Annotated in this window: 7 protein-coding genes and 1 tRNA gene; 3 read left to right on the top strand and 5 right to left on the bottom strand. The window is 34.5% G+C overall.

Annotated elements, in window-relative coordinates; all coding sequences use genetic code 11:
- The first annotated feature begins 87 nt into the window (after positions 1 to 87).
- From FTT87_RS11225 to FTT87_RS11215, 3 genes are all read left to right on the top strand, one after another.
- Positions 88 to 178 (top strand) — tRNA-Ser (locus tag FTT87_RS11225).
- A 181-nt stretch (positions 179 to 359) separates the two neighbouring features.
- On the top strand, positions 360 to 1,556 hold the full coding sequence (locus FTT87_RS11220; protein ID WP_180174878.1) for an integrase arm-type DNA-binding domain-containing protein: 1,197 nt from the start codon (positions 360 to 362) through the stop codon (positions 1,554 to 1,556).
- A gap of 180 nt (positions 1,557 to 1,736) precedes the next feature.
- Entirely contained in the window at positions 1,737 to 3,290 is a 1,554-nt protein-coding gene (locus tag FTT87_RS11215) for a DNA cytosine methyltransferase (protein WP_180174877.1), read from the top strand.
- Here the strand turns inward: FTT87_RS11215 and drmB are convergent.
- From drmB to FTT87_RS11190, 5 genes are read right to left on the bottom strand one after another with little or no spacing between them, the layout of a single operon-like run.
- Complete coding sequence (drmB, locus tag FTT87_RS11210) at positions 3,251 to 5,131, bottom strand: DUF1998 domain-containing protein (RefSeq protein ID WP_180174876.1); 1,881 nt, start codon at positions 5,129 to 5,131, stop codon at positions 3,251 to 3,253. The genes FTT87_RS11215 and drmB overlap by 40 nt on opposite strands.
- Entirely contained in the window at positions 5,124 to 8,831 is a 3,708-nt protein-coding gene (locus FTT87_RS11205; protein ID WP_180174875.1) for a helicase-related protein, read from the bottom strand. Before FTT87_RS11205 ends, drmB begins: the two co-directional genes overlap by 8 nt.
- Before the next feature lie 3 nt (positions 8,832 to 8,834).
- Positions 8,835 to 10,589, bottom strand: a complete 1,755-nt coding sequence (locus FTT87_RS11200) for a nuclease-related domain-containing DEAD/DEAH box helicase (protein ID WP_180174874.1) — start codon at positions 10,587 to 10,589, stop codon at positions 8,835 to 8,837.
- Between the two features lie 6 nt (positions 10,590 to 10,595).
- Entirely contained in the window at positions 10,596 to 11,969 is a 1,374-nt protein-coding gene (locus FTT87_RS11195; RefSeq protein WP_180174873.1) for a hypothetical protein, read from the bottom strand.
- Complete coding sequence (locus FTT87_RS11190) at positions 11,966 to 12,823, bottom strand: hypothetical protein (protein ID WP_180174872.1); 858 nt, start codon at positions 12,821 to 12,823, stop codon at positions 11,966 to 11,968. Before FTT87_RS11190 ends, FTT87_RS11195 begins: the two co-directional genes overlap by 4 nt.
- Between the last annotated feature and the right edge of the window lie 379 nt (positions 12,824 to 13,202).

Below are 13,202 nucleotides of genomic sequence, written 5' to 3'. Positions count from 1 at the left end.
ATGATATCATTGAGCAAAAACTTTTGCTCTAAATCAATTGTTTCAACTTGGCAGAAGGGCTTTTTTTCGCTATCATCGCGGCGCAATGGTGAAGTGTCCGAGTGGCTGAAGGAGCACGCCTGGAAAGTGTGTATACGTTAATAGCGTATCGAGGGTTCGAATCCCTCTTTCACCGCCAAATATCTTTCTCGTGATGTCTCATGAGATCTTAAAAGGCTTGAATCTAAAGGATTTAGGCTTTTTTTTATGTCTAATATAGTCTACTTTATCTATTGCAAGCTTGATATAGTTGAGGGTATAACTGAGGGTATAATAAATTACCTCCAAAATTATACCCCAAATTCTGTGGAAACCTTGCAATGCTTACAGATGCTCAAGTCAGAAAAATAAAACCTTCAGAAAAGAAAACTAAATACTCTGATGAAAAAGGCATGTATCTGGAGGTCACTCCTTCAGGTGGTATGCATTGGCGTATGAAGTTCCGCTTCAATGGCAAAGAAAATATTTTCAGCATTGGCTCATACCCTGAAACCTCACTTGCCCAAGCTCGCCGTGCTAGAGATGAAGCAAGATTAAAGCTTAAAGATGGGATCAATCCCAACGAGGCAAAAAAGCAAAAAAAATTGCAAGCCGATGAAAATACACTTTTTAAAGCACTTGCAATGGAGTGGATGGAAGACCGTAAAGTTGTTATCAAAGAAGTAACCTATTTACGTGATTTATCTGTTTTTGAAAAAGACCTCTTCCCTTCTTTGGGTAATATGCCGATTGACCAAATCAAAGGGACAGATGTACTCACCTGCGCCAAAAAAATCGAAGCTCGAGGCGCACAGGAAATGGCTAAACGCTCCATCCCTTTAGCTGGACGTGTTTTCCGTTATGCGATCCGTAAAGGGATTATTGAGCATGATCCGACACGATATCTTCAAGAGGCTTTAAAGCCTCGTAAGGTGAAACATATGGCTCGTCTAGATATTTCTGAGTTCCCACCATTCCTTGAGCGCATGGATCGCTATCATGGTAATCCAATGATTAAGACCGCAATTCAGCTGATGACCTTAACTTTTGTACGCACAGCTGAGCTCAGAATGATGGAATGGAATGAGATTGATTTTGATAATCACTTATGGAGAATTCCTGCTGAAAAAATGAAAATGGCTCAGCCTCACATTGTTCCATTATCCAAACAGGCAATTGAATTAATTGAAGGATTAAGACCTCTCACAGGTAATAAGCAGTACGTTTTCTATAATCACAGCACAGCCAAACCGATGAGTAGTAATGCCCTACTCTGCGTAATTCGCACAATGGGTTATAACGGTAAAATGACTGGGCATGGTTTTCGGGGACTTGCATCAACCACACTGCATGAGCAAGGATACATGCATGATGCCATTGAAATTCAGTTGGCGCATCGAGTGGGGAATGCTGTGTCACAGGCGTATAACCATGCGCAGCATTTGGAATACAGAACAAAGATGATGCAGGAATGGTCTGATTTTATTGATGGCTTGAGGGATAAAATTGTGCCTTTTCCTAAACATAAACTAGCATAAAGTTATTTTAGAATGTTTAAAATACAATCTGGCTTTAGCTTGATATAGTTTGTGTATCTATTATCTGATCTAAGAGCTATTATTCAATCTGACTGTTATTAATAATCAAAACCTATAAAGTACTTTACAAATAATAAAAAAGTACTATCCTGGTGTTGAAATATTGCTACGTTGAAATAAATGGAAATTAATGTCATAGACCTTTTTGCTGGACCTGGTGGATTAGGTGAAGGTTTTTTCTCATTTCAAGCTAATAATAATTTTCCATATAAATCTTTATGTTCCATAGAGAAAGATATATATGCTCATGCAACACTACGCCTTAGAAGTTTCTATAGAAAAATTATTCAGAACAAAAAGAAACTACCTAAAGAGTACTTTGAATATATACAAGGGCACTGTCTATATCCTTATAATGCCGATACAGAATATTTATGGAATGAAGCATGCCATGAAACTTATCTTTTAACATTAGGAGAAGATGAGTCAAAAGATTTGTCTATTTTTACTCATATAAAGAAAAATATTGATGAAAAGAAACCCCTAGTTTTAATTGGTGGTCCTCCCTGTCAAGCATATTCACTTGTGGGTCGAGCTAGGAATAAAGGAAATAAAGATTATATTCCTGAGAATGATCAGAGACATTTTCTATATCAACAATATTTAAAGATTATGGAAATATTTTCGCCAGATATTTTTATTATGGAAAATGTTAAAGGAGTGCTTTCCTCTCAAGTGAATGGTGGAGCTGTATTTAATAAAATTATATCTGACCTTCAAACTTGTAGTGAAGGTTATACATTATTTAGCTTAAAAAATGGTAAACCATACAGCTTAGAGTCAAATGGTTTTCATGATATTAAAGAATTTGTTTTAGCTAGTGAAAATTATGGCATTCCACAAACCAGACATAGGGTTATCATTTTAGGGATAAAGGATTCATTCTTATCACAGAAGATAAAAATTGGAAAATTAATAGAAAAAACAAATATTTCGGTTGGGGAGGCTATAGGGAATTTACCCCCATGCCGTAGTAAATTTTCTAATAGAAGTGTTTATTTTAAAACTGAAAATACTGCAGAAAAATGGAAATGGAATATTACTGAAGGTATTAATAAACTAATAAATACTGATGGTAATATTTTAGATAAAAAATTAATTAATTCTTTACAAGAACATTTATTGCTTCTAAATAATGAAAATGAATCGGATTCTTTACATTTTCAGTATCAATATCCGTATACAACAAATCATGAGTATTATGACTTCGTATTTGATTCGCCAAATTCAAAAATATTAGATCACTTTCCTAGACCACATATGGATAGCGACTTAATTAGATACTTTTTCTGCTCAGTTTTTAGAGAAACCTATGGCCGAAATCCTAAAGATCATGAGTTTCCAAGAACATTGTCGCCTGATCATAAGAGCTGGAATAGTGGGAAATTTGTAGATAGGTTTAAAGTTCAGGGTTTAGATAGACCCTCAAGTACAATTACAAGCCATATTTCAAAAGATGGTCATTACTTTATTCATCCGGATTCTAAGCAATGCCGTTCTTTGACAGTCAGGGAAGCTGCAAGACTTCAATCTTTCCCTGACTCATATGTTTTTATGGGGAAAAGAACAAATCAATTTCATCAAATCGGCAATGCGGTACCTCCATTTTTGGCTAGACAAATTGCCACTATCGTCTACGAGATTTTGGAGTCAGTAAACAATTCGTCGAAATAGCCAACACCGCTCAGATCTTTGCTTGTTACAGCTCCTCTATCGAGTAGTGAATTGAAAACCTCACATGAGGTTTCAGGCAATAATGCACAATTGTGACAAGCAGCCAAATTCATACCTGCAGGACCTTGACCGCCATTATCTCCAACTTCACGGCAAATAGGATCTGAGCTACACCAATTAGAGCTTTCTATCGCTTTTTTGATGACAGGTTGAAGGATATTAGGCTCAGCCATTCGAACAAGCCCTCCTAATGATCCTTCACTATCACCAGCTGCTGTATATATTAGAAGACCACACATTTCTATTTCAGAAGTATTACTAACATAGAGCCTTTCTCTTAAAGATGCGGTGCTATATCCGCAGTCAAAAATAAGCTGATTAATTAAAAGATGAGAAAAAGTATGAACTAAAAGGAATGCTGGACCAATATCTCCAATATTTTGAAAAAGAGGAGCTTTGTTTGCTTTTTCAATAAGGATTCTAAAAGCCTGTCCTTTTTCAAAATTCAAAGCCCATTGCTTAATTTTTTCCAGATTAAATTGGAGAAAAATTCCTTCACCATGGACTTGAACCGCGGGTAACCAGTTTGAATCGCCATTAGTAGATTCTCGTAAATATTTTTTATAATTATCAATAGTTCGATTCGTTTGCGGTTCTATACGGTCAAATCCATAAAATGCATTTGTGATAGTTAACTCTTTAACTTGAGTAATGGCGGAAAAACAGTCTTGAAACCACATCTCAAAGCTTTCTATTGCTAGAGGCTTAGTGATTAAAGGACCCCTAGTCGCAAGTTGAAGGAGATGCTGATATTCTTGAAATTTATATTCTATATCAGTATCTGCTGGTGATGGTGTAGTTTGCACATCTTTCTGCTGCTCATTAAAAAAGGCAACTATCTCATCTTTTGAAAATACACCATCAGTTGCCAGAGTCATAAAATCAACCTTTTGCTGTATATCCCCACTAGCATTGATTAGCTCTTTTGAACCCAAAGGTAAATTCTCAAACTTTTCTTCCAACTCACTATTTATATTACTTCCACTTGTCGGGATTTGTATAGATGAATCTGTTTTTGAAAAATAGATATTAGTTGCTTGTCTTAAAGCCGCAAATAATGGCTGACTACAAGGCTCGAAGCTGTTACATCCAAGCCAAGGTTTATGCCCCAGACATTGAATACCATTATCTTTGAATATTGATGATGGCTCCCCATTCGCTTCTTGGGATTTAGTAAAAATACCCGCAAGTGATACTGGTCTAGAACCATGAGTCAAACATTTAACTTTGACGCCAGAAATTGCAGTACTGCCTGTACCTACAAGTGCCAGCTTACAAGTCAATTCATTACAGTCAGAATTGTTATGGCTATTCAACCAGTCGAACCATGGAAAATCTTGTAAATGACCATTACTACATGCACAGACGAAACGAGATTGATAAACTGGTGCTTTACAATGCTCACATTTGTGTTCATCTTCACTCGTCGCTGAAACTCTAACTAAACGTTGACAATTGGTGTTACTACAGATGTGCCAATATGGAAATCTAATTGCTGGAATGGGGCTTTGCACTTTTTGATGACCATCTAAAGTGATTGCATCAGGAGGTACTCTAAAATGACCTACTCCTAATTTATTTGCCAAGCGTTCATCAGTAAACTCATATTTTTTACTAATTACACCATTGCTTAGAGGTTCAGTTGTTCCATCTTTAGTAAACCAATAGTCTAAACCGCATGCTATCATGGATATCCCATTCTTATTGATTTGCATAGCACCAGGGCCAAAAGTATGAATTAATTGCCCTTTTCGTGTTTTAACTTCACTCTTTTTACTCATCCCAATCATCCTCTTCTTCAAATTGGTCATAAACCCCTGTAATCCATAAACTAGATTCATTATCCACATTACGCATACTGGTTGGACAACGGATTTTTGCCTTGGAGCTACGAACGACACCTAGTGGAAGCAGGAGGTCTTGTTGTGCTGGTTCACTATCAGGTTTTAATTGTCCCCATTCGTTGTAAGTAGTTTTTATCTTATCCCAACGTTTTAAAAACTGATCAAAGAAACTGGTTAAATAAGTTTGCTCATCTTGAGTCATTGAATTAGATCTAAGTTTAAATAACTCAACTTTCCAATTCTCTATTACAGATTTATTAATATCACTTGGTTTAGCATCTAATGGAGATAACTGGCGAGCATTAGCAATAGTAATGGCTCCTAGCCCTCGTTTTATTGCAGGTCTGGAAAATGGAGTAACTGTTGATGGTTCCACTTTTGCATATAGTCTCTGATGATAACCTCTGAAATCCTCGTAATGTGATTTATCACGTGGTTTTGAGTTATTATAGATAGTTACTACTAATCCGGGACGCTCATCAGATTTTCGACCAACACGACCTGATACTTGGATGTATTGCGCAGTAGTTTTTGGTTGACCAATGATGGACATGACAGATAAACGATCAATATCAACACCAACTTCAATAATGCTTGATGCTAAACAATAAGCTTGAACATTATAATTGATGCATAGTTCATAAAGTTTTTTACAGTTCTTTGGCAGCTTTAATTTAGGGTTTTGCTTACTTAGGTAGACTTTTATATTTTCTAGACAGTAATAAGCTTCTAACTCAATTTTATTCTTTTTTTCATTACATTGAGTTAATTGTAAGACGTATTTCGAGAGTTCTGGATATTTGTTTTCAAGATCCTTTAACTCACTCCCTAGATTTTTGTAAATATCACTCAGATTGGATAGATTAAGCCTTTCTTCCAAAGCGACGATAGCTTTGGGGATTTCATCATCCTTTAAGCGACTGGTGAGCTCCATACCTTGGTCTTGATATATCCTTCTAGGAAGAATCCATCTTGGATATCGTCTCTTTTGCTCTAATAAATAACTAACAATATCTGATTGGAATAATGTAATTGCCCCACCTAACTCTCTGATACTATTGTAGAAAGAAAGTAATGTTACCCAAGGGTCTCTTTGCTCAATTTCTACTCTATTAGCAGCAAATAGTAAAGCAGATTGGGTACGAACTTGCGTTGTTAAGATCGATCCTAAACCTGGCGCACATACACCGACATATTTACGACCTGGCAATAATTTACCTTCAGAATCTCGTGCATATTTAGCAAAAAAGGAGTCTTCTGCATCAAGTCCAGGTGGTGGAAATATACTGACATCGTTCCGTCCATAGATTCCATTTATCTGCTCTCTATATCCTTTAGTTGTAGCAGTAGCACAGATTATTTTTGGCTTTCGATTAGTACCATTTAAATCTTCTGAACATAATTTCTCAATAAGTGGTTCATATAGAGCAACCATAGATCCAAGGGGACCTGAGATTAAATGAAGCTCGTCTTGAATAATTAGTTGAGGAGGTAGAGCACATCTTTTTCCATCATCATCTAAACCAAAAATACTTCGTATTTTTGGTTGCCAAGCAAGCATTGCAAATTTATCGACGGTTCCAATAACCACCGAAGGACGTTCATCATAAATATCTTCATCAATTACAAAGACTGGGATTTGTTTATGAAAAAGGCAGTTAGTATCAACACAGGAAAAAATTACGGAATTAGACTGTTCACTTACCTTGTATCCAATAACCACTTTAGAGTTATCCTTAGTATTCACAATCCCCATCTGGGTTGCACAATATGGACATCTGTCAATTAAGAAAGGATTATTAGTTTCTCTTTTTTTCTTAAGATTTGATTTTAAATTAGTAAGGTCCATTAGTGCTTGAGCACGCTTATTTGGAGTATTTTTTCCCCCAACCCAAAGTCCAATACTAAATCGTTTTCCAGGGATTTTTTCTTCTTGACGTATGACTTCAAGGCAGCATATTAGAGTTGCAGCACGCTGAAGTTGTTGCGCTGTCAAAAGGCGTAAAGTATAACGCATTAAAACTTGCACTCCATCTGCCTCATTTCCCTTTTTTAATCGATTAAAGATTAAAGTGAAGGCAGCTAGTCCAAGATATGCTTCTGTTTTACCACCACCTGTAGGAAACCAGATAAGGTCTACTTTCTCATGATCGGCATGCGTATTATCAATTGCTCCTTGTATACACATAAGCAAAAAGCCTATCTGGAAAGGACGCCATATACCTTTCGCATTACTGTTTTCTTTGAATAGATTTTTTACAAAAGGATGCCCATCTTGATCAAAGGTTACTTCTCGAATTGATTTAGGTGCATGTTTTTGTTGTTCCAACATTGCTTTATTTGCAAGTTGAAATGCACGACGAATTTTTAAATTAGATCTGATTAAATAATACCCAGCCTCAATACGACCTAAAGCTTCTTGGCAGTTTCTAATATGAGTTTCAGCTGTTTTTTTTAACTTCGGATCTAAGTTTAATACATTGATATTCTCTAATTTTTTGGAAATCCAATTGGAGTAAGCATTTATGAGAGCTTTGATTTGTTGATCACCCTCACCATCTATTTCAAAGTTAGCTAGAGCATCCATGGAAACGACTAGACTATTATTTTTATCAATTTCAACTTCAGCCGAAATACTAGGTGTTTCGAAAGATGGTAGAGATTCTGTAAAAACTGAGGTTACTGCCTTGGTTTCAAAGTATGGTGTACTATTCCAATTTGAAGCAACCCCATGCCCTCTTGCAAAAACTGGAGCATTTCTATACAACAGTCGATTACTTAATTCATCTTCGCTCAGATAATTGTTTTCTAGTTCTGGGTAGGGAAGAATAGCCGGTGATTCAATATTGGGTACGATGACTCGAAGCTGTGTTTGGAATAAACACTTCTGATTTCTTTCAAGGAAAGAGTCATCTAGTAAAATATGGCGATTGATAACAACAACAGTAATTAATAATTTTCCTTTATGCTCTCTACTAACACCTTCGATATAAAATGAATTCAACAAATCTTCTAAGTTATTACATTCATTAAATATATTGAATTTAAAATTTTTATTCAGCTCTGAAATTTTCTTTTTGAAAACAACATTAATTGGTTTTCGATACCACCAAGTTTCTTGGATATGTTTGCTTTCTCGTTGTATATTAATTTTAAAACTTTTATAAAAAGCACCTGAAAGTTCAAAAACTATTTCATTTGTTAGTTGAGGATCGAGTAGGAATGAAATACCAATGCTAGATGGAGCCCTGCTGTTAGTTAGTGCAATATCAAAATCATTGGAATCTTCATCTGTTGATTGTTTAATGCTATTAAATTTTTTTGTATTTTGAGTTTCATTAAACTCAATTTCTGTTTCTTCTGAATCCTCCTGTATTACTGTTTGAAATTCTTTTGAGCTATTAGATTCTAGCTCTACATCCTGTGGATAAATAACTCCAATACCATACCTTTGAGTTGGAAAAACTTTTAGGATCTCTTCTTTATCTATCTTTGTCACAAAAGTTGTGTTTAATTCGGCTGAAATTGTTGGGGAGTTAAGAACATCTAACTCCTCCCCATAAGCACAAGGACCGACTAACTCTTCGTGTAATGTTTTAAAAATTACATTATCTCTAATATCAGCCCCATCTCTCATTTTTTACTCCTTACCTAATTGCTTATTCAATGCATTTTCAAATCGTGTTTTAAATGTTTTCTCAACCTTTTTATGAAAAAGAAAATGAACAGAGTCTGTAGCTCTTGTAGCTCCTGTAAACATCATTTTTTGTGCTTCTTCCGATTCAATTTCATCAAAATCTGTAAGAATAATGATAGGAGCTTCAAGCCCCTTAAACTTATGTATAGATGTATATCTCAAGCAATCTGAGACTAGGCTGTAAACTTTAGCATTGAGTAAATTTTGGTTCTTGTATGCTAAACTTTTAGACTCTGCTACCTTCGACAAAATAGCTATATCCGAATAGCTAAAACCTTCTTTTAAGCAATTTTTCAGAATCTCATTTAACTTTTTTAATTGCTCAGAATCATTTGAATACATGTAGTATTGAGACTCTAAAATTGAAGATTGGGAGCGCAGATAACTTTTGTACGGTGATTCCATTGCGAGCAAAGTTAAACTTCGACGAGAAGATGACTCTGTATTTCTGCAATTTTTATAAAGTTTGTAGCTTATGAAATTCGGATTTCTTTTTCTTAGATTATTAATTAATTCGGATTCAGAGACGTTTCTACTATAGATAGATTGATATACAAAATCACCAAACACATGCCATTTACCATAGGCTAGCCCTTTATCCAAAAATAGATCAAGACAATCTAACCATAGATCATTTCCAATAATATCTTGCGCCTCATCAATAATAAGAAGATCATATGAACCATCCTCTGATTTATTAATAATATTAGAATAGGCCAATTGAGGCAGTTCATTCTTCCAATAATCCTCTTGGCCATCGATGTCCGGATTAGTTCGAGGGTCATAAGACTTCATTAAGGCATGTAAAGTTGAAACAGTTATATTTATATAACCATTGAGCTGCTTTTTTAGATGCTCACAAAGCAACCGATTCATACAAATGAATAATACTTTGCGTCCTTCTTTCGCAGCTCTAATAGCAGACTCCATAGCGATAAATGTTTTGCCTGTACCCGCAGGGCCACTAAACAAAACACATGAATGATCTGCTAAGGAATCTAGAGCATCAAATTGTTCAGCTGTAAATTTTAATAATTCCTTTTCAATGGTTTCATTGTGATTTGCAACCTGATGACTTAATTCAATATTAGGGCGAAGCAGCCTAATCAAATTTAAAATATCTTTTTCATCAGGGCGATCAGGATTAGATCGTAGCCATTGTGCAGAGTTCTTTTTAAAAAACTCCTTGCGAGCAAGTGTAATTTTTTTCTTCAATAGTTCAGATAGTTTACCATTTCTAAATTCTTTACTGGATGCATAACTAATTCGGTCAATTTCCACACTCTCAAGTATTAATTCAGAGTGAGTAAAAATTACCAATGGGAATATTGGAATTTCTTTTAAGAAAACATTATTGTCCGAGATGTATTTTTGAAGGCTGAACATCGAGTCTTTAAGTTGTATAAAAGGGCTTCGTGAACCACTTTGATCACTTCTACCTAGAAACCATACACCATCTTCAATTCTAATTTCACGATGTGCTTTTATTTCAATTGCTATCATTCCTAGCTTGGGAATGATAACTAAAAAATCTATTTCACCCATGATACGAGTTTGATGATGAGTCGGAGCAATATACAAAGAGTGAAGAATAATCCAATCTGAAATATCCTCTTCTTGAGATATTCTCGTAAAAAATTCTATTTCTCCAGGGCTTGGAGTATCCGGATCAATTCTTTTGGGAATCATTTTTGGCATTTATTCTTATCCTAATGCTATAAGTGTAAATTGAATACCTTGAACTTGATAATGAGTGTCGAGTAGTTCATCTTTTTTGATACTTTCTAAGTATTCCCTGACAATCTCTAAGCCAATGCTTTTTTTATCATGTCCCTCACTAATAGAGTCACCTCTTCTTTTTCGAGCAAACTCAAAGAATCGTTCAATCTCATGCTTATCCGTAATTCCAGCAAATGATAAGACAGCCTTATAGTCCTCATAACTTCTTGGAGCGATATTTTCTGGGTCATACCAATTTTTGATATTTTGGACACTTGCTTTAATTGCCCCTCGCCTTTCTAATTCTTTTATAAGTTTTTCAATATGAGGGTGATCACGCAAAGGTTTTTTCCATTTTTCCATAATTAGATTTTGCTTACGTTTTAAATCTTCTGATGTTAAGCAAGATGTATCAATTCTATCAACAATATACCTTATATCTTGAATTTGCTCATTATTTTCAAAAGTTGAGTATTTTATTTTTCCATCTTTAGCAATTACAAGGTATTCCTTATTACATTCTATAAATTTAGCTTTGCTATGATGATCAAGAATTTCTATGCTTAGAAGAGGTTGCTCATCGCTTATGAGAGAAGATGCGTCAGAGTTATTAATCATCTCATCGCAGAAAAATGCTGAAAATTTTGAATAAAACTCTTGGCTAGATTTAACAGATATTGCTTTATTTTTTTTTAAATTAAGATTATCAATAGTAATTTCTAAAGATTGATTATTGGGAGCTTTAAATATTGAAGTATTAATCCCATTAATGGATAAGTTTTCTGGATGAATTAGAATAAATTTTTCAGAAGGAGGAAGGATTATTAACTCCGGTATCCAATAGGCTGGAAGAAAAGTAATTATCGGTATATCAAAATATTGTTCTCTAGCAGTTTTAGGAAAAATTGGCTGCACAAATTCATATAAATCATTTTTTTGAAGCAGTGAAGAAATAAAGTTCCATTGATCGATTGATTCAACTAAAAGCCCATACATATCTTCAGAATTATTTAGTATAAAACTTTCTAGTGTGTCTATTATTATATCGTTGATATCAATAAATTTTACTGAATCAAAAATAATTTTAGCGGTATTAGTTATTTCAGCACGATAGCCTTTAACCTTAAGACATCTACATGCATCTCTTATATTCTTTAGATCATCTTCAAAAACTTCTTTTGCAGAAATAAATTTATTTAATAATCGAGTGGACTGGTCTAATACAATCGAAATTTGGGCCTCACCACTTGATATAGCCCTCAAATGTTTGAGTGAATTAATGAAAAATATTAGAGGTTCATACTTATACGGTATTGAAATAATGGTAGCGCTTTCAAAACTTGGAAAAAAAGAGTTCATGAAGCTGATTCCTGCATTAACGTGATAACCGATAAGGCTCTATTTATGATACCAAGCTTTATTAAATCAGAAGGAATTCTATGAGGCTCTACAGAAGTAAGTCGGTTATTGGCATAAATATTATTTACTTGTGAAATTAAATCCTGATAACGGTTATGTGTAGGAGAAAGTATTATCAGGAAACGCCCCTGTTCAATACTTTCAGGCACATCATTAATCCAAATTTGACTCTCAAATCTTTTAAAGTTAAAACTTTGAGGTGAATAGGTATTTATTGTAGAAAACTTACTACTTTGAGAAGATAAATTTAGAAGGTATTCCATTGATAACTGAGGGTTACTTGATATACCTAAAGGCACGCTCTTCCAATAATCAAGTTTAGCTTTTGCATCATGACCTATAAGTGCTGGATAAAATGAATTAGTTAGGCTGTATATATCGTCCGAAATTATATCTTGTTTACCAAGCCAAGTTTGAGGAGTCTCGTGTGGAAAAATCTTCCCATACTTTTCAATGTAAATGCTTGGTTTTGCATATCTGATCGGTTCAGAAATAGAGTTTGAACGCACTTTACGGTATGTGTACCAGTAGTATTTTTCTTCATCGAAGTATTCTGTACTCTCTATTACAGCATGAACATATTTTTTACTATCACTTCCATCAGGAAGTAACAGGCATGTTTCCGGTGCGTAAGGTGGCTGTATTTCAATTTTTGCACCATGACAAGCTATAAGTGCTGTTAAGTATGGAGTCTTTGAGACAAGTGCAACGCATTTAAACTTCTCATCTACAAACAAGCTTTTTGACAATGTATAAAGTAGCTGGTATTGCTTTGGAAATTTATTTAAATCCATATTCACTAATATATTTTATTCAAATCAAATTTTAAAAATAATTTATTTATAACAGTTATTTGGCCCATTTACCATTAATAAAGTTTCCTATTCTCTAAAAAATTTGATTAAATAACCACTTATTTTTTAGAAAATCTTCAAAGTGATATACACAGAAAGCTCTACATTAAACTTCCTGAAATTAAGATTATAATTATAATAAATTAAGTTCAATTTAAATAGCCATCAACTTTATAAATACCTTAGATAAAAGTAAGCGTCCGCTGAACACACCTTCTGAATTCATCCTATAAGCCTTAATTTAGTCCCCACTTAGAAACAAGTGGGGACTTAAATTTATGACTACAAATAATCAGACATCCATCGCATCTCTTGCGAA

The organism is Acinetobacter sp. YH01022 (genome assembly GCF_013420235.1).
Taxonomy (GTDB): Bacteria; Pseudomonadota; Gammaproteobacteria; order Pseudomonadales; family Moraxellaceae; genus Acinetobacter.
This window is presented reverse-complemented; position numbering and strand designations above follow the sequence as displayed.